Raw genomic sequence first — 24,671 nt, 5'->3', positions numbered from 1 at the left:
AGGCAGGGATATGAAGAATTTGGAGATTGTGCTGATTACCGGCATGTCCGGTTCGGGCAAATCCGTGGCTTTGCATGCACTGGAAGACGCAGGCTACTACTGCGTGGACAACCTGCCACCCGAACTGCTGGGCGACTTTATCCGCCTGCAGCGCGCACAACAGCGCAACCGCGTGGCCGTCGCCATTGATGCCCGCAGCGCTACCAGCCTGCCCAATCTGCCGCGCGAGCTGGAAAAGCTGCAGCGGCTCAAAGCCTCTGGGCTGCGCCTGCATGTGGTGTTTCTGGACGCCTCCACCAACACCCTGGTACGGCGTTTTTCTGAAACCCGCCGTCGCCACCCGCTGTCACAGGCCGAGGGCACACAGGGCCCGGAGGCTCGCGAGGCGCTGATTCAGATCATCGACCGCGAGCGCGAGCTGCTTGGTGAAATCCGCGAATACGCCCACGTCATCGACACCAGCGACATCCGCGGTGCGCAGCTGCAAAGCTATGTGAAGCAGCTGCTGCAGGCGCCAGCCAACCAGATGACGCTGGTGTTCCAGTCCTTTGGTTTCAAGCACGGCATTCCGGTCGATGCCGACTATGTGTTTGATGTGCGCATGCTGCCCAACCCCTACTACGACGTGCAGCTGCGCCCGCTGACCGGCAAGGATGCACCGGTGCAGGACTTTCTGCAGCAGCAGGCCGACGTGCAGACCATGCAGGCTCATATTGCGCAGTTTCTGGACCACTGGCTGCCTGTGCTCAACGCCAACCACCGCAGCTATGTGACCGTGGCCATTGGCTGCACCGGCGGGCAGCACCGCTCTGTCTATCTGGTGGAACAGCTGGCACAGCGCTATCAGCAGCAATGGTCTACCCTGCGCCGCCACCGTGAAATGGACAGCCGCGCGCTGGCAAATACCGTTGCTATCGCTCACTAAAAAAATAGCTTCTAGCGCTTATAAATAAAGCATTTCAGATATAAAAGCATCTGAAATACTTGCTAGACAAGCGCTGGCAGCTCTGTTTTTTATAAATCCTGCAGCAGCTTGCGCACCGGTGCTGGCAATCCCAACTGGGGCCATGCGGCCGGTGACTGCCACTGCCAGCCTGCGTCCTGCACATCCAGCGCAGGCTGCACTCCGGCCACATCAACCACCACAGGGTGCAGAAACAGATCACGGTGCGTAAGCACATGCAGCTGCGCAGGCCAGTCCTGGCGCGCCTGTACCTGCACGCCCAGCGCGGCCAGCTGCGTGTTCAACGCCTCTGCGCCGGCATAGACCGGCGGGCTGAACAGCCCCGCCCAGATGCCCGTGTCACCACCGCTGGAAGGGCGGCGCTGCAGGCAGAGATTGCCTCCCACATCACGCAACACCAGCAGCCACCAGGCCTGTGAGCCACGCTTGGTCTTGCGCGTCTTGACGGGATAGTCCTGCGGATTGCCACGCTGTGCAGCACGGCAGTCTGCCTGCAGCGGGCACACCAGGCAGGAGGGATTGCGTGGCAGGCAAATGGTGGCCCCCAGATCCATCAGGCCCTGCGTGTAGCGCGGCATGCTGTGCTGCAGGTCCTGCGTGGGCAGCAGGTCTTCAGCCATCGCCCACAGCACTTTTTCATTGCGGCTGCTCGACAGGTCTTCGCCAAAGGCGAGCACGCGCGTGAGCACGCGTTTGACGTTGGCATCCAGAATGGCTGCACGTTCACCAAAGCAGAACGAGGCAATGGCCGCTGCGGTGGAGCGGCCAATGCCCGGCAAGGTCGCCAGCACCTCGGCACTGCGCGGGAAAGCGCCACCATGCTCGGCCATCACCGCCTTGGCACATTTGTGCAGATTGCGTGCGCGGCTGTAGTAGCCCAGGCCGCTCCACAGCGCCATCACATCGTCTTCGGGTGCAGCCGCCAGGCTGGCCACATCAGGAAAAGCCTGCAGAAAACGCTCGTAGTAGCCCAGCACTGTGGTGACCTGGGTCTGCTGCAGCATGATTTCAGACAGCCAGACGCGGTACGGGTCACGCGTTTGCTGCCAGGGAAGATGGTTGCGGCCATGCACGGCCTGCCACTGCACCACCTGCGTGGCAATCAAAGGATTCGGAACGCTCAAAGGAAGCTCGGGGAAAGAGGAAGGTTCAGAGAGTCAGCGCAGCAGCACTCAGACCGCCTCGGGCACAACGGCTGACTCCAGGGCCTGCGCCTGCGGTACCTGCAGCAGCTGCTGCGCCCACTGCACCAGGCGCTGCTCCAGCTGGTCCAACTGCTGCTCGGCCGACTCAATCTCGGCAATGCGCTGCGCCAGGCCGCTGGCGGCTTCGTGGATGCGGTCTACCGCCTCCATGCGCCGGGCAAAGCTGCGCTTGCGCTCCTTCAATTGTGCATCGAGCTGTGCCGTGGCGCTCTTGCTCCATAAATCCAGGTCATTGGCTGCGGATTCAAACACCGCACGCAGCCGCATGCCCAGCGCCTTGAGCATGCGCTGGCCGAACATGGGGTTGGCCAGCTTGAGCGTGTTGCCAAAGCTCAGGTACTGCAGATAGCTCTCTTCAATCTGCGCCAGCTCGCGCTCAAAGTCATGCAGCTGCAGATCACCTGGCGGCTGCAGCGAAAAGCCGAACTCCGCATTCAGCTCGCGGAACATGGCAGCCAGCATGGTCTGCACCTCGGCTGCCGCTGCACGCACCTGCGCACCCAGATCACGCATGCGCTCAAACGTTGAGGCATAGACCTTGCGCACCCCCACCTTCAGCCCCGAATGCTCCAGCGCACCAGACAGCTGCTCCAGCTCCTTGCGCAGCGAAGTCGCGCCCAGCAGATGGAAGGCCTGGTTCATGAGCTTCAGATGCACGGTGCGCAGCGCCAGTATCTTGGCCGTGCTGTTCTCAAAGGCCTGCTGCTCCTGCTCAATGCGCTGGCGCATGCGACCAATCATGGACGTGTTTTTGCCGCGCAGGCTGCGCAGCTCCAGCATCTGTTCATCCAGATCACGGCGGCGAATCAGGATGGAACGCAGCACCTGCTGCTGCAAATGCGCCATGCCCTCACCCACCACGCTGCGCAAAATGCTCTGGCGATGGGCCAGAATGCCCTGGGCCAGCAAATCCTCAAACAAGGGCAGACCGCTTTTTTGCAGCAGTGCGGTGTTGCTTTCAATCTTGGCCACCAGCCCTTTCTGTGCCGACAGCGGCACGATGCGCGCCGGATCAATATCCAGAATCTGGGCGCTTTGCCTGCGCTGGCGGTTGAGCAACTCTTTGACTTCCGTGCCGGAGTCCAGGCTGCCCCACAGGGTGTCAATCTTGTTGAGCACCACCAGATGCGCATCCCCTTCACGGTGGCAGGGCTGCAGGAGCTCTTTCCAGATCGCCAGGTCTGACTTGGTCACGCCCGTATCAGCCGCCAGCACAAACACCACGGCATGGGCCTGGGCGATGAGGTTGACCGTCAGCTCCGGCTCCGTACCCACGGCGTTCAGGCCCGGGGTGTCCACAATCACCAGCCCCTGCCGGAGCAGCGGATGCGCCATATTGATCAGGGCGTGGCGCCATTTGGGGATTTCCACCAGCCCCTGCGCATCCACCAGCGGGTTTTCCACGCCGTCTTCATCGCTCCAGAAACCCAGCTGGCGGGCTTCGTCCACCGGCACCTTGCGTACCTGCGCCACATGGGCCATGGTCTGCGCCAGCTGGTCGGCATCATCCACATCCAGCGGCAGCTGCACCCAGGTGGAAGGGCGCTCACGCCACTCGGCCAGGCTGTAGGGCTGAGCACGTGTTTCAATGGGTAGCAGGCGCAGGCAGGGTTGCAGGCCGGTGTCGTAGCTCAGCTCGGTCGGGCACATGGTGGTGCGCCCGGGGCTGGCGGGCATGATGCGCCGGCCGTAGTGGGCAAAAAACACGGCATTGATCAGCTCTGACTTGCCACGGGAGAACTCTGCCACAAAGGCTACGCTCACCTTGTCGCCACGCAACAGGTTTTCCAGCCGCTGCAGCTGCTCCTGCACCGCCGCATCCAGCAGTTCATGGGCCGCCAGCCATTCCCGGAAACTGGCCATCTGCGCCGCAAAGCTTTTGCGCCAGTGGCTCAGACGGTCGAACTGCTCGCTAAATGAAGGTGAAGGGCCCACGATTTCTCCCTCTTCGCTGTGATTGCCTCTCAAAGCTTCTGAATATAACCAGACTGCTCATCGCCCGGCTACGCTTTGGCTAGAGCTTTTGACAAGAAGCACAGTAGTAGGTACTTCGCTGCCCCTGTCGCAGCAATACGACGGGGCGTGCGCAATGCACACAGGGCAGGCCCTCACGGCCATACACCTTGGTCTGCAGCTGGAAGTGCCCCGCCATGCCATCTGCGCTGGAAAAGTCCCGCAGCGTCGTGCCCCCATGCTCTACCGCCAGCGCCAGCGTCTCACGAATGGCATGAAACAGCCGCCTGGCCTTGATGGTACTGATGGTGTTGGCTGGTGCAGTCGGTGCAATACGGCTGGCAAACAGCACTTCAGACGCATAGATATTGCCCACGCCCACCACCAGCTTGCCACCCAGCAGCAATTGCTTGATGGGTGTGCGGCTGCTCTGCAGCCCATGCTGAAAGCGTGGCCAGCTGTAGCTTTGCTCGTCCAGCGGCTCCATACCCAGGCCATCAAGCAGTTTGCGTGCCACAGGGTCGTGCTCGCCCTGCGTGGCAATCACCGCACCAAAGCGGCGTGGGTCATGCAGACGCAGCACCCCGCGGTCTGTACGCATCTCAAAGTGGTCATGCTTGCCCGCTGGCGGCAGATCAGGCGCAAACCGCAGACTGCCTGACATCCCCAGATGCACCATGAGCATGCCGCGATCCAGATCCAGCAGCAGGTATTTGCCACGCCTGCGTACCTGCAGCACCTGGGCGCCCACCAGCTGCTGTGGCGCGCAGCCCAGTGGCCAGCGCAAGGGCTTGCCCATGGTGACAGCCAATATGTGGGCTCCCGCGATCTCGCGGGCAAAACTGCGGCGGGTGACTTCAACCTCTGGAAGTTCTGGCATCTTGGCGTTTGGCGTACAGCAGGTAAAGGCTTGGATTATTATGGTTCGATGGTTTCCATACTTCATAAATGGCGCTTGGCCCTGATCACTTCCCTTGTTCTCGGAACACTGCCTGCTCAGGCCCAGAAGGCCCCGGCAGCGGAAAGCACACCGCCCATCGGCAGCCCTGCCAGCAGCACACCTCTGCCCTCCGCGCTGGACGGCGAGCTGTTTTACGAGCTGCTCGTGGGAGAGATGTCTGCCGCACAGGGGGATTTCGTCAACGCCATTGCTCTGCTGATGGAAGCCGCACGCAACAGCCAGGACGAGGCGATCTACCAGCGTGCCGCAGAGCTGGCCCTGCAGTCACGTGCCGGGCCTCGTGCACTGTCTGTCGCCAATGAATGGCAGCAGAACTTTCCCGATTCGCGTGAAGCCAACCGTTTTCTGCTGCACGTGCTGCTGCTGCTCAATCGTGTCTCCGAGACGCAGGAGCCTCTGGCCCGTGAAGTGGCATGGACGGACCCCGCTGCCAAGACCGCTACATATCTAGGCATCCTCCAGCTCTATGGACGCGTTTCTGACAAGGCTCTGGCCGCTGCCGTCGTAGAACAAGCGCTGCAGCAGGATCTGCAAAACCCCAAGCTCGCTGCAGCTGCCTGGTCCACCATCGGCCACATGCGCCTGACGGCCAAGCAAAAGGATCTGGCACTGCAGGCCTTGCAGCATGCCCATGCCGCAGGCTCCATGGATTCCGCCACTGCCCTGCTGGCGCTGGAACTGCTGCAGGCCGGAGAGCTCGCTGCCGAGGCTCTGGTTCAGGAATACATGGCCAACGACCCTGCATCCCCGATACAGCTTGCCTATGCGCGCGTGCTGATCGGCCAGAACCGCATCGCGGATGCACAGCAGCAGCTCAACACTTTGCTGATGTCCAACCCGGAAATGGCAGAAGCCTGGCTGGTACAGGCCAGCGCATATGCACTGCAAAGCGACTGGAAGCAGGCGCTGAAAGCCGTACGCCGCGTGGAAAATCTGGCCAGCAAGCAGTCTCTTTCGTCTGACCCTCAGCAGGAGCAGGTACTCAGCGAAGCCTATTTGCTTGGCGGACGCATCGCCATGCAGCAAAAAGACTATGCACAGGCCACCCTCTGGCTGAACAAGATCCCCGACAGTGACAATGACCTGAACCTCCAGAGCCTCAAGGCACTGGCACTGGCCAAGCAAGGCAAGCTGGCACAGGGCCGCGCCTTGATTCGTGCTGTACCTGCTCAGTCCAAGGAGCAGATCATTCGCAAGCGCCAGGCTGAAGTTGCGCTGCTGCGCGACAGCAACGCAGTGCAAGAAGCCTATCTGCTGCAGCGCACGCTGTATGACCAGCATCCGGACAACGCGGACATTGCCTATGAAACTGCCATCCTGGCAGAGCGTGCAGGCAAGCTGGAGGTCATGGAAAAGATTTTGCAAGGCATTCTTGCCAAGCAACCCGACTACCACCACGCACTCAATGCCCTGGGCTACTCCTATGCCGACCGTGGCATACGACTGCCAGAAGCCAAGGAGTTGATTGAGCAGGCCCTGCAACTGGCGCCTGATGACCCCTTCATCCTTGACAGCTTGGGATGGGTGGAGTTTCGCATGGGCAATCACGGCAAAGCCAAGGAGCTGCTGGAACAAGCCTACGCCCAGCGCGATGACGTGGAAATTGCAGCCCACCTCGGCGAAGTGTTGTGGGAGCTGGGCGACAAAAAGCGTGCCCGCAAGATCTGGCGCAAAGCCATGGAAGCAGATGCTGACAACAGCGTGCTGCGCGCCACCCTGGAACGTCTGCAAGTTCGTCCCTGATCACCATGCACACCAGCACACTCTCTTTCCTACTACATCGCCGAGCATGCTGGCTGGGACTGGCGGCCGCATTGGCGCTGTCGGCATGCAGCACGCCACCTCGCCCACAGGACACCGCCCGCACATCCTGGAGTGGCCGAATGGGTCTGCAAGTGCATGACCCCATGGCACAGGAGCAGTCCTTCAGCGCTTCTTTCCAGTTGCAGGGCTCTGCAGAGCAAGGCCAGCTCGATGTTTTCAATCCGTTTGGCTCCCAGATTGCCAGGCTGCAGTGGACCCCGGAGCATGCAGTACTGCAACAAGGCAGTCAGATGCGCCACTCCGACTCCCTGCAGGAGCTGCTTCGCCTGAGCCTTGGCACAGAACTGCCAGTGCAGGCACTGTTCAGCTGGCTGCAAGGCCAGCCCATGACAGCTGAAGGCTGGCAGGTGGACCTCAGCCGCCACGCACAGGGCCGCATTACGGCACAGCGCATCAGCCCACCACCTCAGGCTACCTTGCGCGTGGTGCTGCAACCGCTTCAGTAAAGTAAATACCAGCGGCAGCCCAGGGCTGCCCCAAACTTTCTCATGCTCAGCCTGTACGACGTTCCGGCCCCGGCCAAACTCAATCTGTTTCTGCACATCACTGGCCGCCGTGCGGACGGCTACCACCTGCTGCAGTCGGTCTTCATGTTGATCGACTGGCAAGACCAGCTGCACTTTGAAAGCCTGCAGGGCAGCAGCGAAGTCTCTCGCCAGGACCTGAACCCCGGCGCTCCGGAGCTGCCCGCTGACGATCTGTGCGTGCGTGCAGCCAGAGCACTGCAGGCAGCCACAGGCTGCACACAGGGCGTACGCATTGCGATTGACAAGCACATTCCCTCGCAGGCCGGCATGGGCGGCGGCTCCTCGGATGCAGCCACCACACTCATCGCGCTCAACCGCCTCTGGAGGCTGGGGTTGAACCGCCAGCAGCTGGCAGACATTGGCGTGCGTCTGGGAGCCGATGTGCCTTTCTTCATTCATGGTCACAACGCCTGGGTCGAAGGCATTGGTGAGCACATCACGCCGCTGGAAGGCAATGCAGCCTTACCCGCCAGCAGCTTCTGGGTCATCAAACCCCAGGCGGGGCTGGACACGCCCAGCATCTTTCGCTCGCCTGAGCTCAAACGCGACACAAAGTCTGCTACAATCGCAGACTTTGCTGCAGATCACTACGGCTTTGGCCACAACGACTTGCAGCCAGTTGCTGAAGCGCTGTGTCAGGACGTAACGCAAGTTACCAATTGGCTTCAATCCCAAGGATTGCGTGCTACAATGACGGGCTCAGGTAGTGCAGTGTTTGCACAAGACAGTAAAGACATTGATTTACAAGCTGCGAGCAGTAGCTGGCAAATCAAACTTTGCAAAAATCTGGATAAACACCCTTTGCTGCACTGGGTTCCAGAATAAACCAAGCTACCGGTTGATTGTTATCGACGACAATTGACCTGTGTAGGGGAGTCGCCAAGTTGGTTAAGGCACCGGATTTTGATTCCGGCATGCGAGGGTTCGAGTCCTTCCTCCCCTGCCAAATATCTTTATGCGTTTAAGCAAACCCAATACTGGGAAGCTCATGCAATCCAATCACTCTGAATTCGTGGTTTTTACGGGCAACGCCAATCGTGGCATGGCCGAAGAAATCGCCAAGCACCTCGGCGCGTCTCTGGGCGCAGCCGATGTTGGTCGTTTTTCTGACGGTGAAGTGACCGTAGAAATCAAGCAAAACGTCCGCACCCGCGACGTTTTTGTGGTCCAGCCTACATGCGCACCAACCAATGACAACCTGATGGAGTTGTTGGTCATGGTCGATGCCTTGAAGCGTGCTTCCGCACAAAGCATCTGCGCTGTGATTCCCTACTTTGGCTATGCCCGTCAGGATCGCCGCGTGCGTTCCACACGTGTGCCTATCACCGCCAAGGTGGTCGCCAACATGCTGCAGGCCGCTGGCGTGAACCGCGTCCTGACCATGGACCTGCACGCTGACCAGATCCAGGGTTTCTTCGACATTCCCGTGGACAACATCTACGCTTCGCCCGTATTGCTGGGTGACCTGAAGCAGAAGCAGTACGACGATCTGATCGTTGTCTCTCCTGACGTGGGTGGCGTGGTGCGTGCACGTGCACTGGCCAAGCAGCTGGGGTGCGATCTGGCCATCATCGACAAGCGTCGTCCCAAGGCCAACGTGTCGGAAGTGATGCACGTGATTGGTGACATCGACGGCCGCAACTGCGTGATCATGGACGACATGATCGACACCGCAGGCACACTGGTGAAGGCTGCCGAAGTCCTGAAGCAGCGTGGCGCCAAGAAGGTGTATGCCTACTGCACACACCCCATCTTCTCCGGCCCTGCCATCCAGCGTATTTCCGAAGGCGATGCGCTCGACGAAGTCGTAGTGACCAACACGATTCCTCTGAGCCCTGCGGCACAGGCTTGCGGCAAGATTCGCCAGCTCTCCGTGGCTCCTCTGTTTGCCGAAACCATGCAGCGTATTTCGTCTGGTGATTCGGTCAGCAGCCTGTTCCAGGACTAAACGTTTTCCCTTCGGAAAGCTGTGAGCCTCCTTCGGGAGGCTTGCGTTTTCCGAAATTTCATCCAAGGCAACAGCCTTGTTATCAACCGAGTGGGACTGGTCGCGGTCCACTCAAACTGGAGTTTGTTATGCAAATCGTCGCAACTACGCGCAATCTGCAAGGTACGGGTGCGAGCCGCCGCCTGCGTATTACTGGTAAGACCCCTGGCATCCTGTTTGGCGCTGGCCAAGATGCTGTGAAGATCGAAGTCGATCACAACAACCTGTTCCACGCTCTGAAGAAGGAAGCTTTCCACACTTCGATCCTGGACCTGGAACTGGACGGCCAGACCACCAAGGTTGTGCTGCGCGACGTGCAATTCCACCCCTTCAAGCCCCTGGTGCTGCACATCGACTTCCAGCGCGTGGACGAGAACACCAAGGTGGAATCCAAGGTGGCCCTGCGTTACGAAAACGCTGAGCAGTCTCCTGCTGTGACCGTGGAAAACGGCACTGTGACTCCTCTGATCACTGAAGTGTCCGTGCTGGCAGCTCCTGCCAAGACTCCTGAGTTCATCGCTGTGGACCTGTCCAAGCTGACTTCCAAGATCATCCCCGGTCTGCAGTCCGTGAAGACTCCTGCTGGCGTGAAGATCATTGCTCGCGGCGCGAACAAGAACCCCGCTCTGGTGTCCGTGAAGCTGCCTGAAGCTGCTGTTGCAGCTCCTGTGGCTGCCGCCACCACCGACAAGAAGAAGAAGAAGTAATTCTTTTTTGCCTGTCGCTACAGCCTTCCGGGGCTGTAGGCAAAACAAATGGCCCACCTTGTGTGGGCCATTTGTTTTGCGGCGCACATACCGTGGACTTTGGCACATCCGATAATCGCAACATGATCAAACTGTTTGTGGGCCTTGGCAATCCAGGTCCGGAATACGAAGACACCCGTCACAACGCCGGCTTCTGGTGGATTGACGGGCTGGCACGTGAACTCAAGGTGCATCTGCAGCCCGAGCGCAGCTACTGGGGCCTGGTGGCACGCGCCAATGTACAGGGGCAGGCTGTGTGGCTGCTGCAGCCGCAGACCTTTATGAACCTGTCGGGCAAGTCGGTAGGCGCTCTGGCGCGCTTTTTCAAGATCAAGCCCGAGGAAGTGCTGGTCGTGCATGACGAGCTGGACTTTGAACCCGGCCAGGTCAAGCTCAAAAAGGGCGGCAGCCACGGCGGGCACAATGGCCTGCGCGATATCCACGCCCAGCTGGGCAGCCCTGACTACTGGCGCCTGCGTGTGGGCATTGGCCACCCCGGACAAAAGGGCGAGGTCTCAGGCTGGGTGCTCAAGAAGCCACCACAGGAGCAGTGGAACGCCATTCACGAGCAAATTGACCGCAGCCTCAAAGCCTGGCCGCTGCTGGTGGCAGGTGACATGGAAAAGGCCACGGCCCAGATCAACACCAATAAACCACCACGCCCCAAGCCACCACGCAAGCCAGCGCCAGAGCAGGCCGCAGGCACTGCGGCGCAGCCCCAATCAGGCCAAGCTTAAAAACATAGCTGCTTGCGCAGTATTAATAAGGGTTTGCAGCTTATTTATGCCTGAAACCCTTATTTTGCCTGCGTGAGCAGCTCATATTTTTTAAGCAGCACTTCGCGGCTTTCCATGAAATCCGGATTGACGGGAATGCACGATACCGGGCAGACCTGCATGCACTGCGGCTCATCAAAGTGCCCCACACATTCCGTGCATTTGTGCGGGTCGATTTCATAGATCAGCTCCCCCATTGAAATCGCATCATTGGGGCACTCAGGCTCACACACATCGCAGTTAATGCACTCATCAGTGATCATCAGCGCCATAGCGCACCTCCTTGGTCGAGATCGCCACCACGGCACAACGCGGGCACACAGGGCTTGAATACGGGGGACATCTGCCAATTATCGTGTGCAGCCGCCCCCTCTCAGCGATATAGTCCGCACTTCCGTATTCGCACTGCGGTTTTGCGCCGGGTTTGCCGCTATGCTCGGGCCCACTTTTTCTGACCGCCTCACCCTCTCGTATTCATGAGTGTTTTTCTTGCCAGACACCTGCTCACACTGATTGCCACCTTGCTGGGTGCATCCGTGGTGGTGTTTGCCATGCTCGAAATTCTGCCGGGCAATGCAGCGCAGGTGCTGATGGGGCCGGATGCCGATCCGGAAGCCGTGGCCGCCCTGGCCGAGCAGCTGGGCCTGAACCAGCCTGCCCTGCAACGCTACGCACAGTGGATACAAGGCTTTTTCACAGGCCATCTGGGTGACAGCTATGCCTATGACTCCCCTGTGTGGGAGCTGATTCAGGAACGCCTGGCGCTGACCATTCCCCTGGCCCTGATGGCCATGCTGCTGACCACGGTGCTGGCCCTGCTGGCAGGGGTCTATGCGGCCTCGCACCACAACAAGCTGGGCGACATCAGCATCATGGGTCTGGCACAGCTGGGTATTGCCATTCCGAATTTCTGGTTTGCCATCCTGTTGATTCTGCTGTTTTCGGTGAAGCTGCAATGGTTTTCCGCAGGCGGTTTTCCGGGCTGGAGTGCCGAGGAAGGCGGAGGTTTCTGGCCTGCGCTGCAGGCACTGCTGCTGCCCGCCATTTCGCTGGCCGTGGTGCAGGCAGCGATTCTGGCGCGCATCACACGCTCGGCCGTGCTGGAAGTGCTGCGCGAAGACTTTGTGCGCACTGCACGCGCCAAGGGCCTGAGCCAGCGTGCCGTGCTCTGGGGCCATGTGCTGCGCAACGCCATGATTCCGGTCATCACCGTCATGGGCCTGCAGTTTGCCAATTTGCTGGCAGGCACCATCGTGGTGGAAAACGTGTTCTATCTGCCCGGTCTGGGGCGGCTGATCTTTCAGTCGATTGCCAACCGGGATCTGATCGTGGTGCGCAACTGCGTCATGCTGCTTGCCGCCATGGTCATCGTGGTCAACTTCATAGTGGATGTGCTCTACGCCGTCATTGACCCCCGCGTGAAAGCCAGAGACTTATGAGCCAGCCCTTTTCCGCCTGGCAGCGTGGCCTGCGACAGCCCAACCTGCTGGTGGGCATGCTGCTGAGCAGCTGCCTGCTGCTGTGCGCCCTGCTGTCCCTGATCTGGACGCCCTGGGACCCTTATGCCATGAACATGGATGCCAAGCTGCTGCTGCCCGACAGCCAGCACTGGCTGGGCACGGACGCCTTCGGGCGCGATGTACTCTCACAGCTCATGGTGGGTGCGCGCAGCTCCATTGCCGTGGGTGTGATCGCCGTGGGCATTGGCCTGGTCTTTGGCGTGGCCCTGGGCCTGCTGGCGTCTGCCCTGCGCGGCTGGGTGGAAGCAGTCATCATGCGCCTGAGTGACTTCACCTTTGCCTTTCCCGCCATTTTGCTGGCCATCATGATGACGGCCGTGTTTGGCCCCAGCATGGTCAACGCCATCATTGCCATTGGCATCTTCAATATTCCAACCTTTGCCCGCATCACGCGTGCCTCGGCCAATGCCATCTGGACGCGGGAATACATCACCGCCGCGCGTGCCTGTGGCAAAAACCGTTTCAGCATTACCTTCCAGCACGTGCTGCCCAACATCATGGGCGTGCTCATCGTGCAGGCCACCATTCAGTTTGCGCTGGCCATTCTGGCCGAGGCGGCCCTGTCCTATCTGGGCCTTGGCACGCAGCCGCCCCAGCCATCGTGGGGCCGCATGCTCAGCGATGCCCAGACCTTGATGTTCCAGGCCCCACTGTTGGCCATCTTCCCCGGCGTGGCGATTGCCCTGTCGGTGCTGGGCCTGAACCTGCTGGGCGATGGTCTGCGCGATCTGCTGGACCCCCGCCTGCACCGCCAGCGCTAAGCCCTCAGAAAGACTGCCATGCCTTTGCTTGAAGTAACCGGGCTCCATCTGTTTCTGCGTGGCGATCAAGGTGCCGTACAGGCGCTGCGCCATGTGTCTTTCAAACTTGAACGCGGCCATGCGCTGGGCATCATCGGCGAGTCGGGCAGCGGCAAATCGCTGACGGTGCAGACCCTCATGGGGCTGCAGCCAGACAACGCCAGCGTCACCGGCAGCATACTGTGGAACGGTCAGGAGCTGGTGGGCCAGAGCGAAAGCGCGTGGCAGGCCCTGCGCGGCAACCGCATGGCCATGGTGTTTCAGGAGCCCATGACGGCCCTCAACCCCGTACACACCATAGGGCGCCAAGTGGCCGAGCCCATGATCCGCCACCAGGGTCTGAGCCGTGCAGCGGCGCTGCGCCGCGCCACAGATTTGCTCGGCCGCGTGGGCATCCCCAATGCCAGCGCACGCGTGGATGACTACCCGCACCAGTTTTCCGGCGGCCAGCGCCAGCGCATCACCATTGCCATGGCGCTGGCCTGCGAGCCAGACCTGTTGATTGCAGACGAGCCCACCACTGCGCTGGACGTGACCGTGCAGCAACAGATTCTCGACCTGATCAACGATGTGGTGGCAGAGCGTGACATGGCGCTCATCCTGATCTCGCACGACCTGGGCGTGATCTCCCAGAACGTGGATGACATGCTGGTCATGTACGGCGGTCAGGTCGTGGAAAGCGGCCCGACTGCGGCCCTGTTTCGCCACATGGCCCACCCCTATACGCGCGGCCTGATGGCTGCGCGCCCACGGCTGGATGCGCCCCGCCAGCCCAGCGGCAAGCCTATGGACCTGCTGACCATTCCAGGTTCGGTGCCGCCTCTGCGCGCTCTGCCACGTGGCTGTACATTTGCAGACCGCTGTTCGTTTGCCGAACAGCGCTGCTTCGAGGAGCGGCCCACGCGCGTAGGCATCCCCAGCTTTCAGCCCCATGAGGCCGAATACAGCAGTCTGGGCGTGCACCAGGTGCGCTGCCTGCGCCCTGAGGCCATGCGTCCCGGCAATACGGAGGCATGGAAATGAAGCCCGACGATCTGCGCCCGCCCCTGCTGCAACTGCAGGCCGTCAGCAAAAGCTACCGCCTGCCACGCCGCCAGCTGTGGCAGGCACCAGCGTTTCTGCATGCCCTGCAGGGGGTGGACCTGAAGGTCTACAGCGGCCGCAATCTGGGCATTGTGGGCGAGTCTGGTTCTGGCAAATCCACGCTGGCACGGCTTGCCATGGGGCTGGATACCCCCAGCAGCGGCCAGGTGCTGTGGGACGGCCATGACATTCACAGCCTGCGCAGCCGTGCGTTGCGCGACATGCGCCGCAACTACCAGATGGTGTTTCAGGACCCGTACGGATCACTGGACCCACGCATGCGCATTGCCGCCATTCTTGCCGAGCCCCTGCAGGCCCTGAGCCGCTCCAGCCGCAGCGAACAGCGCGAACTGGCAGAAGAAGCCCTGGTCGAAGTCGGCCTGCACCCCAGCGATCTGGACAAATACCCGCACGAATTCTCAGGCGGCCAGCGCCAGCGCATTGCGATTGCACGTGCGCTGATTACGCGCCCCAAGCTCATCGTGGCCGATGAGCCCGTGAGTGCGCTGGACGTGTCCATTCAGGCCCAGGTGCTCAATCTGATGCTCGATCTGCAGCAGCGCTTTGGCATGACCTACCTGCTCATCAGCCATGATCTGGCCGTGGTCAACCACCTGTGCGATGAAGTCACCGTCATGCAGCAGGGCAAGATCGTCGAGTGTGGCACGCCACAGCAGCTGTTCCTGCATGCACGCCACCCCTACACGCAAAGCCTGCTCAACGCCGTGCCACAGATCGCTCCGGGCCGTGCACGTGCGCTGCGTCATCTGCGGGCGCAGGCCAGTCTGCAGAACTTGGTGTAAAAAGCAGGCTGCTCACAAGACTGTGCAGTGCAGCACAGCTGGGTGTGAACACACTGGAGAGCCGCCATCTGCGCGCTGCACGGCAGACATGTGCACGGGCCTGCGCGGTTTTCATCGATCCAACGAGACACAAGGGAGAACTTCCACCATGATTCATCGCCGCAGCTTGCTGGCATCCAGCGCTCTCGCCAGCCTGGCTGCCATCGTGCCTCTGCACGCTATGGCCCAGTCCAGCAAAAAGGATGCTGTGACGCTGGCGCTCACGCTGGAGCCACCGGTGCTGGACCCCACGGCCAGCGCTTCTTCCTCGATTGCTGAGGTCACGCACTACAACATCTTTGAGACGCTCACCAAGATCAACCCCGATGGCAGTGTCTCGCCCATGCTGGCCGAAAGCTGGGATGTCTCGCCCGATCTCAAGACCTACACCTTCCGCCTGCGCAAGGGCGTGAAGTTCCAGAACGGCGAACCCTTCAATGCCGATGCCGTGAAGTTTTCCTTTGACCGTGCGGGCAGCGAAGGCAGCACCAACAAGGACAAGCGCAGCTTTGCGGGCATGAAAGTGAGCGTCAAGGACGCGCACACGGTAGAAATCGTCACCGAGGAAATCGACCCGGACTTCCTGTTCCTGCTCGGTCAGGCAACTGCCATCATCGTCGAGCCCAAGAGCGCCGCCACCAACAGCACCAAGCCCGTGGGCACCGGCCCCTACCAGCTGGGTCAATGGCGCAAGGGCAGCTCGGTCACGTTGGTGGCCTGGCCGGAATACCGCGATGCGAACAAGATCCGCATCAAACGCGCCACTTTCCGCTTCATCCCCGATGCGGCCGCCCAGGTCGCTGCTCTGCTGGCAGGGGACGTGGATGCCTTCCCGCGCGCAGCTCCACGCAGCGTGCCGCAGTTTGCCAAGGACCCACGTTTTCAGGTGCATGTCAGCGGCTCACGCGCCAAGACCATTCTGGCCATTAACAACGGCAAAAAGCCACTCAACGATGTGCGCGTGCGCAAGGCGATTGCGGCAGCCATTGACCGCAAGGCCGTCATCGAAGGGGCTGCTGAAGGCTATGGCAAGCCCATTGGCAGCCATTACGTACCCGGTGCCTTTGGCTATGTGGACACCACGGGCATCAACCCGCACGACCTTGAAAAAGCCAAGGCACTGCTGGCTGAAGCGGGGGTGAAGCTCCCCCTGAAACTGACCATGACACTGCCCCCCGCACCCTACGCGCGCCAGGGCGGTGAAATTATTGCTGCCCAGCTGGCCAAGGTGGGCATTGAAGTCAAGCTGCAGAACGTGGAATGGGCGCAGTGGCTGTCTGGCACCTATGGCAACAAGCAGTACGACCTGACCATGATCAGCCACGTCGAGCCCTTTGACCTGGGCAACTTTGCCAAGCCTGACTACTACTGGGCCTATGACTCGCAGGAGTTCCGCGACCTGTACGACAAGATCAAGCACACGCCCAACCCCACAGACCGTGCACGGCTGCTGGGCCAGGCACAGCGCCTGCTGGCCAACGATGCCGTCCACGGCTTCCTGTACCAGCCGCAGTGGGTGACGGTTGCGAACAAGAACCTGCGTGGTCTGTGGAAGGACATGCCGATTTTTGTGAACGACCTGTCTGCTCTGCACTGGTCAGAGAAGAATTAAAAAAAAGAGCTACCAGCGCTTGAAAACAAAGGACTTCAGATAGTTTTCTATCTGAAGTCCTTTTTAAATCAGCGCTAGCAGCTATTGTTTTTTATCTTTGCGTAGTGGCCAGCCGCACCGCCAGCCCCAGAAACACCACGCCAGCCAGCCGGTTCAGCCACCACTGCGCACGTGCTGAGCGCTGCAGCAGACCGCCAAACACACCGGAAAAGCAGGCAATTGCGCCAAGCACCAAAAAGGTCGCCAGCACAAACACCGCACCAAAGCAGGCAATCTGCCAGGCCACGCTGCCGCGCGCCGGGTCGGCAAACTGCGGCAAAAAGGCCAGAAAGAAAATCAGCACCTTGGGGTTGGTGATGTTCATCACCACGCCACGCCCCACCATGCGCAGCGCTTCACGCAGTTGCAAAGGCTGTGCCGCGCTGCTGCCCACAGGCGTTTCACTGACTTGTGATGGCGCTCGCAGCGCCCCCCAGGCCAGCCAGGCCAGATAGGCAGCACCACACCACTTGAGCACCGTAAACGCCGTGCTCGACGCTGCCAGCACCGCAGCCAGGCCCAGCGCCACCGCCGTGGTGTGCACCAGAATACCCAGGCACAGGCCTGCCACCACGCACATGCCCAGCCGCCAGCCGCGCTGTGCGGACTGCACCAGCACAAACAGGTTATCCGGCCCGGGGCTCAGGGCCAGCAGCACGGCAACACCAAAAAAAGCAATCAGGGTATCAATGGCAGGCATGGGGCAAAAGGCTTTCGCAATCGCACAAAAGCGCCGATTGTACGCCTGCGCCTGCGGCTGCGGCTATGCCAAGCGCCTGCGTGACGGGATCAGGCAGCCCAGCCCCCTGCGGACTCAGCGCTCATGCAGCAGTGAGCGGCGTCTGGAAGTGCACTGCGCATTGTCAAATGGGCCAGCACCGCGCTCCCAGCCTTTGGCTGGCATGAACTGTGCGCAGATCTGGCGACCATCGTGCTTGCTGATCCACCAGTACCAGGGAGCGGGAGCACTGTGGGCCGAACCTGTGCCCAGCAGCGCAAGGGCCGCGCCCAGCATCAGTGCCTGCAAAAACTTTTTCATCACCATGGCTGCAATTTACCCCAGCCCCAAGGCCGTGACGCCAAAGGCAATCAAGATGGCCCCCGCAATGCGTACCATGCGATCGCCCTCACGCAGCAGGTGGCCGCCGATGATGGCCGCAAACAGCATGGAGACTTCACGCGCCGGTGCCACGTGCGAGATGGGCGCACTTTGCATGGCATACAGCACCAGCACATAGGCAATGGGGCTGACCACAGCCACCAGCAGTGCCCAGCGCCACTGCAGCTGCCACAGGAATTTGGCCTCCTGCACATTGCGCAAAATGACGGGCGAGAGCAGCACCACGCGCAGGCAGCTGCCAAAGTAGTCAATCAGAATGGGCGAAAGCAGCAGCACCTTGACGCCATAGCCATCCACCACCGTATAGGCGGCAATGAAGATACCCGTCACCACACCATAAAACAGGCCCTGATGCAGGCGCAGACGCGCTTGTGGATCATGGCGCAGCCTGAACATACCGGGGCCACCTGCAATCAGAAACACCCCCAGCACCACGCCCAGCACACCGAGCATGCCCAGCTGCGAGATCTCCTCACCCAGCACCACAATGGCAAACAGCGAGCTGATCAAAGGCCCGCTGCCACGCGCCAGCGGATAGACCACGGTGAGGTCGGCCTTGCGGTAGCCGCGCAGCAAAATGACGTAATAGGCCAGATGCAACACGCCACTGACCGCCACCAGCGCCCAGGCCTGCCAGCCCCAGCTGCCCACCACATCGCGCCCAACCCACCAGGCCAAGGGCGCCCAGAACACAATCAGCAGCAAAGACGTGAAAAACGCAAAGCGCGCATCCCCCCCAGCTTTTTTGGCGGCAATGTTCCAGCCCGCATGAATCACACCGGCAAAAATGATGAGGGCAAAGGCTTGCAAAGACATGAAGGGCAGCGCGAAAGAATGCGCAAGGCAAAACGGGACAGCCAACGAAAAGGGCTGCGCATGGCGCAGCCCTTGGCAGGAGTAGCGATTGTCGCTGCTTAATCCGGACGGCGACCGGGAATCAGCGACAGGAATTCACGACGCAGCGTGGGGTCGTTCAGGAAAGCACCACGCATGACGGAGTTGAGCATCTTGCTGTCCGTCTCGCGCACACCGCGCCAGGACATGCAAAAGTGCGAGCACTCCATGACCACGGCCAGCCCGTCAGGACGGGTTTTTTCCATGATCAGGTCTGCCAGCTGGATGATGGCCTCTTCCTGAATCTGGGGGCGACCCATGATCCAGTCCACCAGACGTGCGTACTTGGACAGACCAATCACATTGGTGTTCTTGTTGGGCATCACACCAATCCAGATCTTGCCCATGACGGGGCACAGATGGTGGCTGCAGGCCGAACGCACCGTGATGGGGCCGACGATCATCAGCTCGTTCAGGTGCTTGGCATTGGGGAATTCGGTGATGGTGGGCTGCGCATGGTAGCGGCCCGCAAACACTTCCTTCAGATACATCTTGGCCACACGGCGGGCCGTAGCCTTGGTGTTGTGGTCATTGGCCGTGTCAATGACCATGCTCTCCAGCACGCCCTGCATCTTGGTCTCGACTTCGTCGAGCAGCTGTTCCAGCTCGCCGGGTTCGATGAATTCCGAGATATTGTCGTTGGCAAAAAAACTGCGGCCAGCGGCCTGCACCCGCTCTCGAATCTTGAGGGAAACAGGCTTGCCTTGAGGATCTTGGCTCTCAGGCTGTGTAGCGGATGCGGCAACCAAATCTTGAAACATGGGCGGGATGGTAACAGTGAATCATGGAGGCAGCATTCAATAATCAAATACTATTAAATACTGAAAGCTCATAGCCTGAATTCAGCAATCAGTGGCAGGTGATCCGACATGCGCCACCAGATGCGGCCCTGCGGCACCATCAGGCTCAAAGGCTCCAGTCCCCGGACATACACATGATCCAGCTGCGCCAAAGGCAGGCGTGAAGGATAGGTCAGTGTACTGCCATCGCCGTCATACTCATGCAGGCCAAAACCGGCAAGCATATGCTTGATGTGGCTACCCCAGTCATTGAAGTCACCCGCCACCACCACGGGCGCGCCCGGTGGAATCTCACGCTCGATGAACTGGTGCAGCTGCTGAATCTGGCGCACACGGCTGCCTGCAATCAGGCCCAGGTGCACCACCACGGTGTGGACCGAGCGACCCTGGAACATCACTTCAGCATGCAGCAGGCCGCGCTGCTCGAAGCGGTGGTCGGACACATCCAGGTGCTTGATGTCACGCACCGGCCAGCGCGAGAGCAGCGCATTGCCATGCTCACCGTCCTTGGTGTAGGCATTGGTGCGGTAGACGGCCTCATAGCCTTCAGGCGCCAGGAATTCAGCCTGCGGCACATGGGGCCAGTTGTCAAAGTACTGCGCCTCGCGCCGGTTCATCTTGCGCACTTCTTGCAGGCAGACGATGTCGGCATCGAGCTGTTCCACAGCCAGCCCCAGGTTGTGGATTTCCAGCCGCCGCGTCGGCCCCAGCCCCTGCACACCCTTGTGAATGTTGTAGGTGGCCACACGCAAGATCGCAGGCTCGCTGGGCACCAGCAAGCCCGAAGCGGTGGTTTCCATGGGTGGCAAAGAAATGGAAGGCTCAGAAGTCATGGAACAAGAAAAGCTGACAGATGAAGAATCGCTTCCGCATTCGAAGGCGAATAGCAGCGATCCGCGGCCTCGCGCCAAGCATGCCATGCAAACGCGGTATGTTCACGAGGGTTCAGGGTTACACGGATGTCCGGTGGCACCCGTAGGCCAAACACCCGCTCTGTATTCATACAGGTGCCCGGTGCATAGCGGTGCAGCCACTGTGGGTAGATCGCATAGACGTTCTCCAGTTCCCAGTCATGCAACTCACAGCCCGGGGCATGGACGTCAATACCCGTTTCTTCCCAGACCTCACGCGCAGCCGTCTGCGCCCAGGGTTCATCCTCGGCATCCTTGCTGCCGGTGACGGGCTGCCAGTAGTCCTGGCCCAGACCATCGCCCTGCGTACGCCGCAGCAGCAGGACCTGGCCTTGCGCCGTGTAGATCACCACCAGTACAGACTGGGCAATTTTGTAAGCACACTGCTTCATCCCCTGCATCTTCACACCAAAAGCATGCCCTGTTCATGCAAAAAGGCCTTTGCGTTTCCACAAAGGCCTTCTATGTTTTTGGCTGCTAGCGCTTGATACACAAGCGCCAGCAGCTCTTATTTGCAGAGCAATCGAATTACGATGCCTTCACTGCGTCAGGATTGCGCAGGCGAATGTGCAGCTCGCGCAGCTGCTTTTCGTCCACAGGCGAAGGTGCCTGGGTCAGCAGGTCCTGGGCACGCTGTGTCTTGGGGAAGGCAATCACGTCACGGATGGACTCGGCACCGGTCATCAGCGTGATCAGGCGGTCCAGACCGAAGGCCAGACCACCGTGGGGAGGCGCACCGTACTGCAGCGCGTCCAACAGGTAGCCGAACTTGGCTCGCTGCTGCTCGGGCGTGATCTTCAGGGCTTCAAACACCTTGGCCTGCACGTCAGCGCGGTGGATACGCACCGAGCCGCCACCCAGTTCCCAGCCGTTGAGCACCATGTCGTAGGCCTTGGCCAGGCACTTGCCGGGATCGGTCGCCATGAGGTCTTCGTGGCCGTCCTTGGGCGATGTGAAGGGGTGGTGCACAGCCACCCAGCGGTCTTCTTCCTCGTCATGCTCGAACATGGGGAAGTCCACCACCCACAGCGGTGCCCACTTGTCCTCGAACAGGCCGTTCTTCTTGCCGAATTCGCTGTGGCCGATCTTCAGACGCAGTGCGCCGATGGAGTCATTGACGATCTTTTCCTTGTCTGCGCCAAAGAAGATCAGGTCGCCGTCTTGAGCGCCCGTGCGCTTCAAGATTTCAGCAATCGCTGCATCGTGCAGGTTCTTCACGATGGGCGACTGCAGACCGTCGCGGCCCTTGGCCACTTCGTTGACCTTGATCCATGCCAGACCCTTGGCACCGTAGATCTTCACGAACTCGGTGTAGCCGTCGATCTCGCCACGCGAAATCTGTGCGCCACCGGGCACGCGCAGGGCCACCACGCGGCCACCCTTGGTAGTAGCGGGGGTGGAGAACACCTTGAAGTCCACATCGGCCATGACATCGGTCAGCTCAGTGAATTCGAGCTTCACGCGCAGGTCAGGCTTGTCCGAACCAAAACGGAAAGCCGCGTCCTGGTAGGTCATGATGGGGAACTCGCCCAGATCCACGCCCAGCTGCTGCTGAAACACTTCGCAGATCATCTGCTGGAAGATGGCGCGAATTTCTTCTTCGCTCAGGAAGGAGGTTTCGCAGTCGATCTGGGTAAATTCTGGCTGGCGATCCGCACGCAGGTCTTCATCGCGGAAGCACTTGGTGATCTGGTAGTAGCGGTCAAAGCCCGCCACCATCAGCATCTGCTTGTACAGCTGGGGCGACTGGGGCAGCGCAAAGAACTGGCCGTCATGCACGCGCGAAGGCACCAGATAGTCGCGAGCGCCTTCGGGGGTGGACTTGCCCAGCATGGGAGTTTCGATGTCTACAAAACCCAGCTTGTCCAGGAAGTTACGCACCTGGATGGAGGTCTTGTAGCGCAGCATCAGGTTGCGCTGCATCTGGGGACGGCGCAGGTCCATCACGCGGTTGGTGAGACGCACGTTTTCGGACAGGTTCTCGTCATCCACCTGGAAGGGAGGTGTCACCGATGCGTTGAGTACGTTCAGCTCATGGCACAGCACTTCAATCTGGCCGCTCTTGAGTTTGTCGTTGGTCGTGCCTGCAGGACGTGCACGCACCACGCCCTTGACCTGTACGCAGTACTCGTTGCGGATGTCTTCAGCCACCTTGAACATTTCAGGGCGGTCTGGGTCGCACACCACCTGCACATAACCTTCACGGTCACGCAGGTCAATAAAGATCACGCCACCGTGGTCACGGCGACGGTTTACCCAGCCACACAGGGTAACGGTTTGGCCCATCAGGGCTTCGGTCACAAGACCGCAATATTCAGAGCGCATGGCCATGATTTATCTTCCTGCGCCCTTGTGGGACGCGCTTTCTTAGGTTGTTTATCGTTCTTCGTCAGGCACGGGCAGCGGCGGAGGCGCCACCACCCCCATGGAGACGATGTACTTGAGCGCAGCGTCCACGCTCATTTCAAGCTCCACACAGTCACTCTTGCGCATCATCACGAAGTAGCCACCTGTGGGGTTGGGCGTGGTCGGCACGAACACGCTGACAAACTCGTCATGCAAATAGCCCGCAACCTCACCCGCCGGTGTACCGGTGATGAACCCCAGGGTCCACACCCCTTCACGGGGCCACTGCACCAGCACGGCGGTGCGAAACGCATTGCCATTGTCGGAGAAGACGGTGTCCGATACCTGCTTGACGCTGGAATAGATCGAGCGTACCACTGGTATACGTGCGATGATGGCATCGCCCCAAGACACCAACTTGCGGCCTACAAAATTGCTGGCAATCGCACCGATGAGCAGCAGAGCCAGCAGTGTCAGCACCACGCCAAACCCTGGAATGTGCATGCCCAGCAACCGGTCAGGTTGCCAGGCCTCTGGCAACAGATACAGCGTCTGGTCCAGCGTGCTGATGATCCAGTGCAGCACCCAGACCGTGATCACGCCGGGCACCAGGACCAGCAAGCCGGTCAGCAACCATTTACGCAATGCAGGCATAGCTGGTCTTAGGCCTCCGCAGCAGCGGGGCAACCGGCAGCGGCGCAGGCGCTGCCACCGTTATCGCAGGCAGGGGCTGCAGAAGCAGCGCTGCTGGAGCCACCCTTGAAATCGGTGGCATACCAGCCCGTACCCTTGAGCTGGAAGCCAGGCGCTGTCAGCTGCTTGGAAAACGCAGCCGCACCGCAAGCTGGGCAATCCGTCAGCGGGGTATCCGACATCTTCTGGAGAACATCCTTGGCGTGGCCGCAGGCACCACACTTGTACGCATAAATTGGCATAGCTACAAAGTCAGCTCAGGCTAAAGCGAAGAACATGAAATGTTGAAAAAGAAACCAGTGCTTCAACTGGCTCCTGCCTTGCGTGAACAGGCCACAGACCATGCCTCACGCAAAACGCTCCATTTTACTTGAAGCCCGCTTTCATGCTTGACAGGCACTTGGCAAGAGTGCTGACGGTATTGCGGTGAATGACAGCAGCCTCAACCGCCCGCCACTCACAGCCAGCCTGAGTTTATGTAAAAAATGACTCCAGAGCTTATGTAGCAAGCGCTGACAGCTACAAAAACAAAAGGAGCCTTGCGGCTCCTCCTGTACTGGCAGCCTTGCAGCTGAAAAGCTTTTTACAGCTTGCCCACCATTTCAGGCACTGCGGCAAACAGGTCCGCTTCCAGACCATAGTCCGCCACCGAGAAGATGGGAGCCTCAGGGTCCTTGTTGATGGCCACGATGACCTTGGAGTCCTTCATGCCTGCCAGGTGCTGGATCGCGCCCGAAATACCGGCTGCGATGTACAGTTGAGGTGCCACGATCTTGCCAGTCTGGCCCACTTGCAGGTCGTTGGGGGCGTAACCTGCATCCACAGCTGCACGGGAAGCACCAATGGCCGCGCCCAGCTTGTCAGCCAACGGGGTGATGACTTCGTTGAACTTCTCGGCCGAACCCAGCGCACGACCACCGGAGACGATGATCTTGGCGGCGGTCAGCTCAGGGCGGTCGCTCTTGGTCACTTCACGGCCCACAAAGGCGCTCTTGCCCGAATCAGCCACAGCCGCCACGGTTTCAACGGCTGCAGAGCCGCCGGTAGCAGCAGCAGCGTCAAAGCCGG

General features: G+C 60.2%; 26 protein-coding genes and 1 tRNA gene. 13 read left to right on the top strand and 14 right to left on the bottom strand.

Going from position 1 to position 24,671, the window contains the following annotated elements; translation table 11 throughout:
* Positions 1–10: 10 nt before the first annotated feature.
* On the top strand, positions 11–925 hold the full coding sequence (gene rapZ / locus F7P80_RS07440) for an RNase adapter RapZ (RefSeq protein ID WP_151043719.1): 915 nt from the start codon (positions 11–13) through the stop codon (positions 923–925).
* Between the two features lie 89 nt (positions 926–1,014).
* On the opposite strand, the gene mutY is transcribed toward rapZ, so the two are convergent.
* The 3 genes from mutY to mutM form a co-directional block, all read right to left on the bottom strand.
* Positions 1,015–2,088: an A/G-specific adenine glycosylase gene (gene mutY / locus F7P80_RS07435; RefSeq protein ID WP_151043717.1), complete on the bottom strand. Its 1,074-nt coding sequence runs from the start codon at positions 2,086–2,088 to the stop codon at positions 1,015–1,017.
* 48 nt (positions 2,089–2,136) lie between these two features.
* A complete protein-coding gene (locus F7P80_RS07430; protein WP_249041408.1) occupies positions 2,137–4,104 on the bottom strand; it encodes a dynamin family protein in 1,968 nt (655 codons plus the stop codon).
* Positions 4,105–4,183: 79 nt separating this feature from the next.
* The gene (gene mutM / locus F7P80_RS07425) at positions 4,184–5,002 is read right to left on the bottom strand and encodes a bifunctional DNA-formamidopyrimidine glycosylase/DNA-(apurinic or apyrimidinic site) lyase (protein ID WP_058879686.1); all 819 of its coding nucleotides are present in this window, start codon (positions 5,000–5,002) and stop codon (positions 4,184–4,186) included.
* 75 nt (positions 5,003–5,077) lie between these two features.
* Here mutM and F7P80_RS07420 point away from each other — a divergent pair, with 75 nt between their 5' ends.
* The 7 genes from F7P80_RS07420 to pth all read left to right on the top strand — a co-directional run bounded on the left by F7P80_RS07420 (position 5,078) and on the right by pth (position 10,904).
* Entirely contained in the window at positions 5,078–6,826 is a 1,749-nt protein-coding gene (locus F7P80_RS07420; RefSeq protein ID WP_058879685.1) for a tetratricopeptide repeat protein, read from the top strand.
* 140 nt (positions 6,827–6,966) lie between these two features.
* Positions 6,967–7,353: a lipoprotein insertase outer membrane protein LolB gene (locus F7P80_RS07415; RefSeq protein WP_338107320.1), complete on the top strand. Its 387-nt coding sequence runs from the start codon at positions 6,967–6,969 to the stop codon at positions 7,351–7,353.
* 42 nt (positions 7,354–7,395) lie between these two features.
* Positions 7,396–8,259: a 4-(cytidine 5'-diphospho)-2-C-methyl-D-erythritol kinase gene (gene ispE / locus F7P80_RS07410; protein WP_151043715.1), complete on the top strand. Its 864-nt coding sequence runs from the start codon at positions 7,396–7,398 to the stop codon at positions 8,257–8,259.
* Positions 8,260–8,303: 44 nt separating this feature from the next.
* Positions 8,304–8,380 (top strand) — tRNA-Gln (locus F7P80_RS07405).
* A gap of 42 nt (positions 8,381–8,422) precedes the next feature.
* On the top strand, positions 8,423–9,382 hold the full coding sequence (locus tag F7P80_RS07400; RefSeq protein WP_054066734.1) for a ribose-phosphate pyrophosphokinase: 960 nt from the start codon (positions 8,423–8,425) through the stop codon (positions 9,380–9,382).
* A gap of 128 nt (positions 9,383–9,510) precedes the next feature.
* Positions 9,511–10,128, top strand: a complete 618-nt coding sequence (locus tag F7P80_RS07395) for a 50S ribosomal protein L25/general stress protein Ctc (RefSeq protein ID WP_151043713.1) — start codon at positions 9,511–9,513, stop codon at positions 10,126–10,128.
* A gap of 122 nt (positions 10,129–10,250) precedes the next feature.
* Positions 10,251–10,904: an aminoacyl-tRNA hydrolase gene (gene pth, locus F7P80_RS07390; protein ID WP_054066749.1), complete on the top strand. Its 654-nt coding sequence runs from the start codon at positions 10,251–10,253 to the stop codon at positions 10,902–10,904.
* A 59-nt stretch (positions 10,905–10,963) separates the two neighbouring features.
* Here the strand turns inward: pth and F7P80_RS07385 are convergent, their stop codons facing one another.
* Complete coding sequence (locus F7P80_RS07385; protein WP_054066732.1) at positions 10,964–11,215, bottom strand: YfhL family 4Fe-4S dicluster ferredoxin; 252 nt, start codon at positions 11,213–11,215, stop codon at positions 10,964–10,966.
* A 204-nt stretch (positions 11,216–11,419) separates the two neighbouring features.
* Between F7P80_RS07385 and F7P80_RS07380 the strand changes: the two genes are divergently transcribed.
* The 5 genes from F7P80_RS07380 to F7P80_RS07360 all read left to right on the top strand — a co-directional run bounded on the left by F7P80_RS07380 (position 11,420) and on the right by F7P80_RS07360 (position 16,800).
* Positions 11,420–12,382 carry an ABC transporter permease gene (locus F7P80_RS07380; protein ID WP_058879683.1) on the top strand — a complete coding sequence of 321 codons (963 nt, stop codon included), beginning with the start codon at positions 11,420–11,422 and terminating at the stop codon, positions 12,380–12,382.
* The gene (locus F7P80_RS07375; RefSeq protein ID WP_054066730.1) at positions 12,379–13,224 is read left to right on the top strand and encodes an ABC transporter permease; all 846 of its coding nucleotides are present in this window, start codon (positions 12,379–12,381) and stop codon (positions 13,222–13,224) included. The genes F7P80_RS07380 and F7P80_RS07375 overlap by 4 nt, the downstream gene beginning before the upstream one ends.
* Positions 13,225–13,242: 18 nt before the next feature.
* Entirely contained in the window at positions 13,243–14,286 is a 1,044-nt protein-coding gene (locus tag F7P80_RS07370; protein ID WP_151043711.1) for an ABC transporter ATP-binding protein, read from the top strand.
* Positions 14,283–15,149, top strand: coding sequence for an ATP-binding cassette domain-containing protein (locus F7P80_RS07365; RefSeq protein ID WP_211372003.1), 867 nt, complete (start codon positions 14,283–14,285; stop codon positions 15,147–15,149). Before F7P80_RS07370 ends, F7P80_RS07365 begins: the two co-directional genes overlap by 4 nt.
* 148 nt (positions 15,150–15,297) lie before the next feature.
* Positions 15,298–16,800, top strand: coding sequence for an ABC transporter substrate-binding protein (locus tag F7P80_RS07360; protein WP_151043707.1), 1,503 nt, complete (start codon positions 15,298–15,300; stop codon positions 16,798–16,800).
* Positions 16,801–16,891: 91 nt separating this feature from the next.
* On the opposite strand, the gene F7P80_RS07355 is transcribed toward F7P80_RS07360, so the two are convergent.
* The 10 genes from F7P80_RS07355 to F7P80_RS07310 all read right to left on the bottom strand — a co-directional run.
* Complete coding sequence (locus F7P80_RS07355) at positions 16,892–17,539, bottom strand: LysE family translocator (protein ID WP_151043705.1); 648 nt, start codon at positions 17,537–17,539, stop codon at positions 16,892–16,894.
* Between the two features lie 114 nt (positions 17,540–17,653).
* Positions 17,654–17,878, bottom strand: coding sequence for a hypothetical protein (locus F7P80_RS07350; protein ID WP_054066748.1), 225 nt, complete (start codon positions 17,876–17,878; stop codon positions 17,654–17,656).
* Positions 17,879–17,893: 15 nt separating this feature from the next.
* On the bottom strand, positions 17,894–18,775 hold the full coding sequence (locus F7P80_RS07345) for an EamA family transporter (RefSeq protein WP_054066725.1): 882 nt from the start codon (positions 18,773–18,775) through the stop codon (positions 17,894–17,896).
* A 98-nt stretch (positions 18,776–18,873) separates the two neighbouring features.
* Positions 18,874–19,614 carry a GTP cyclohydrolase I gene (gene folE / locus F7P80_RS07340; protein ID WP_054066724.1) on the bottom strand — a complete coding sequence of 247 codons (741 nt, stop codon included), beginning with the start codon at positions 19,612–19,614 and terminating at the stop codon, positions 18,874–18,876.
* Positions 19,615–19,682: 68 nt separating this feature from the next.
* A complete protein-coding gene (locus tag F7P80_RS07335; protein WP_054066747.1) occupies positions 19,683–20,453 on the bottom strand; it encodes an endonuclease/exonuclease/phosphatase family protein in 771 nt (256 codons plus the stop codon).
* A gap of 29 nt (positions 20,454–20,482) precedes the next feature.
* Complete coding sequence (gene nudB / locus F7P80_RS07330) at positions 20,483–20,956, bottom strand: dihydroneopterin triphosphate diphosphatase (protein WP_054066723.1); 474 nt, start codon at positions 20,954–20,956, stop codon at positions 20,483–20,485.
* A 136-nt stretch (positions 20,957–21,092) separates the two neighbouring features.
* The gene (gene aspS / locus F7P80_RS07325; RefSeq protein WP_054066722.1) at positions 21,093–22,895 is read right to left on the bottom strand and encodes an aspartate--tRNA ligase; all 1,803 of its coding nucleotides are present in this window, start codon (positions 22,893–22,895) and stop codon (positions 21,093–21,095) included.
* 45 nt (positions 22,896–22,940) lie between these two features.
* Positions 22,941–23,564 carry a DUF502 domain-containing protein gene (locus tag F7P80_RS07320; RefSeq protein WP_151043703.1) on the bottom strand — a complete coding sequence of 208 codons (624 nt, stop codon included), beginning with the start codon at positions 23,562–23,564 and terminating at the stop codon, positions 22,941–22,943.
* An 8-nt stretch (positions 23,565–23,572) separates the two neighbouring features.
* Positions 23,573–23,845 carry an FmdB family zinc ribbon protein gene (locus F7P80_RS07315; RefSeq protein ID WP_054066720.1) on the bottom strand — a complete coding sequence of 91 codons (273 nt, stop codon included), beginning with the start codon at positions 23,843–23,845 and terminating at the stop codon, positions 23,573–23,575.
* A gap of 341 nt (positions 23,846–24,186) precedes the next feature.
* The coding region (locus tag F7P80_RS07310; RefSeq protein ID WP_211372002.1) for an electron transfer flavoprotein subunit alpha/FixB family protein at positions 24,187–24,671 on the bottom strand (485 nt) is incomplete at its 5' end.

The sequence above is a fragment of the Comamonas kerstersii genome, assembly GCF_008801935.1.
GTDB classification, from domain to species: Bacteria; Pseudomonadota; Gammaproteobacteria; order Burkholderiales; family Burkholderiaceae_C; genus Comamonas; species Comamonas kerstersii.
The sequence above is the reverse complement of the archived record's forward strand: the minus strand, read 5'-3'. Positions and strand labels throughout refer to the sequence as shown.

Bases quoted from the DNA above. Each gene is read 5' to 3' on its own strand.
- F7P80_RS07355 (WP_151043705.1), bottom strand. From the start codon at position 17,539: ATGCCTGCCATTGATACCCTGATTGCTTTTTTTGGTGTTGCCGTGCTG.
- F7P80_RS07315 (WP_054066720.1), bottom strand. From the start codon at position 23,845: ATGCCAATTTATGCGTACAAGTGTGGTGCCTGCGGCCACGCCAAGGAT.
- F7P80_RS07365 (WP_211372003.1), top strand. From the start codon at position 14,283: ATGAAGCCCGACGATCTGCGCCCGCCCCTGCTGCAACTGCAGGCCGTC.
- aspS (WP_054066722.1), bottom strand. From the start codon at position 22,895: ATGGCCATGCGCTCTGAATATTGCGGTCTTGTGACCGAAGCCCTGATG.
- F7P80_RS07380 (WP_058879683.1), top strand. From the start codon at position 11,420: ATGAGTGTTTTTCTTGCCAGACACCTGCTCACACTGATTGCCACCTTG.
- F7P80_RS07415 (WP_338107320.1), top strand. From the start codon at position 6,967: ATGGGTCTGCAAGTGCATGACCCCATGGCACAGGAGCAGTCCTTCAGC.
- F7P80_RS07385 (WP_054066732.1), bottom strand. From the start codon at position 11,215: ATGGCGCTGATGATCACTGATGAGTGCATTAACTGCGATGTGTGTGAG.
- nudB (WP_054066723.1), bottom strand. From the start codon at position 20,956: ATGAAGCAGTGTGCTTACAAAATTGCCCAGTCTGTACTGGTGGTGATC.
- mutM (WP_058879686.1), bottom strand. From the start codon at position 5,002: ATGCCAGAACTTCCAGAGGTTGAAGTCACCCGCCGCAGTTTTGCCCGC.
- F7P80_RS07370 (WP_151043711.1), top strand. From the start codon at position 13,243: ATGCCTTTGCTTGAAGTAACCGGGCTCCATCTGTTTCTGCGTGGCGAT.
- F7P80_RS07400 (WP_054066734.1), top strand. From the start codon at position 8,423: ATGCAATCCAATCACTCTGAATTCGTGGTTTTTACGGGCAACGCCAAT.
- F7P80_RS07375 (WP_054066730.1), top strand. From the start codon at position 12,379: ATGAGCCAGCCCTTTTCCGCCTGGCAGCGTGGCCTGCGACAGCCCAAC.
- ispE (WP_151043715.1), top strand. From the start codon at position 7,396: ATGCTCAGCCTGTACGACGTTCCGGCCCCGGCCAAACTCAATCTGTTT.
- F7P80_RS07335 (WP_054066747.1), bottom strand. From the start codon at position 20,453: ATGGAAACCACCGCTTCGGGCTTGCTGGTGCCCAGCGAGCCTGCGATC.
- folE (WP_054066724.1), bottom strand. From the start codon at position 19,614: ATGTTTCAAGATTTGGTTGCCGCATCCGCTACACAGCCTGAGAGCCAA.
- F7P80_RS07395 (WP_151043713.1), top strand. From the start codon at position 9,511: ATGCAAATCGTCGCAACTACGCGCAATCTGCAAGGTACGGGTGCGAGC.
- F7P80_RS07345 (WP_054066725.1), bottom strand. From the start codon at position 18,775: ATGTCTTTGCAAGCCTTTGCCCTCATCATTTTTGCCGGTGTGATTCAT.
- F7P80_RS07350 (WP_054066748.1), bottom strand. From the start codon at position 17,878: ATGAAAAAGTTTTTGCAGGCACTGATGCTGGGCGCGGCCCTTGCGCTG.
- F7P80_RS07320 (WP_151043703.1), bottom strand. From the start codon at position 23,564: ATGCCTGCATTGCGTAAATGGTTGCTGACCGGCTTGCTGGTCCTGGTG.
- rapZ (WP_151043719.1), top strand. From the start codon at position 11: ATGAAGAATTTGGAGATTGTGCTGATTACCGGCATGTCCGGTTCGGGC.
- F7P80_RS07360 (WP_151043707.1), top strand. From the start codon at position 15,298: ATGATTCATCGCCGCAGCTTGCTGGCATCCAGCGCTCTCGCCAGCCTG.
- pth (WP_054066749.1), top strand. From the start codon at position 10,251: ATGATCAAACTGTTTGTGGGCCTTGGCAATCCAGGTCCGGAATACGAA.